The sequence below is a fragment of the Peribacillus sp. SIMBA_075 genome, from assembly GCF_046534585.1.
The window spans coordinates 1-243 of record NZ_JAWRYN010001412.1 but is presented as its reverse complement, the minus strand read 5'-3'; the positions used below and the strand labels follow the sequence as shown (position 1 = coordinate 243).

Genomic DNA, 243 nt, shown 5'->3' with positions numbered 1-243 from the left:
CTTCTTTTGTTTTCTCTAATAAATATTTCAATTCATCCCGTGCTAACATTTCATCATCAACTACTAATACTTTTAACACTCCGTTTTTCCTCCTCTACTTTTTTCGGAATCACAAAGAGGATCTTTGTCCCTTGCTCTAATTCACTTTCAATTTGAAGCATTGTCTCTTTCCCAAATAACCCGATAAGTCGTTCATTAATATTATATAAGGCTGTTCCCGTCCCTTTCTTTGATGGAACTACC

1 protein-coding gene and 1 pseudogene are annotated in these 243 nt (G+C 35.0%); both read right to left on the bottom strand.

Annotation, left to right across the window (positions count from 1 at the left end; genetic code table 11):
* A pseudogene (locus SB775_RS33000) lies at window positions 1–79 on the bottom strand (DNA-binding response regulator); the annotation flags it as partial.
* A partial coding sequence (locus SB775_RS32995; protein WP_486360741.1) for an ATP-binding protein occupies window positions 57–243 on the bottom strand: 187 nt, incomplete at its 5' end. The gene SB775_RS32995 and the pseudogene SB775_RS33000, both read right to left, overlap by 23 nt.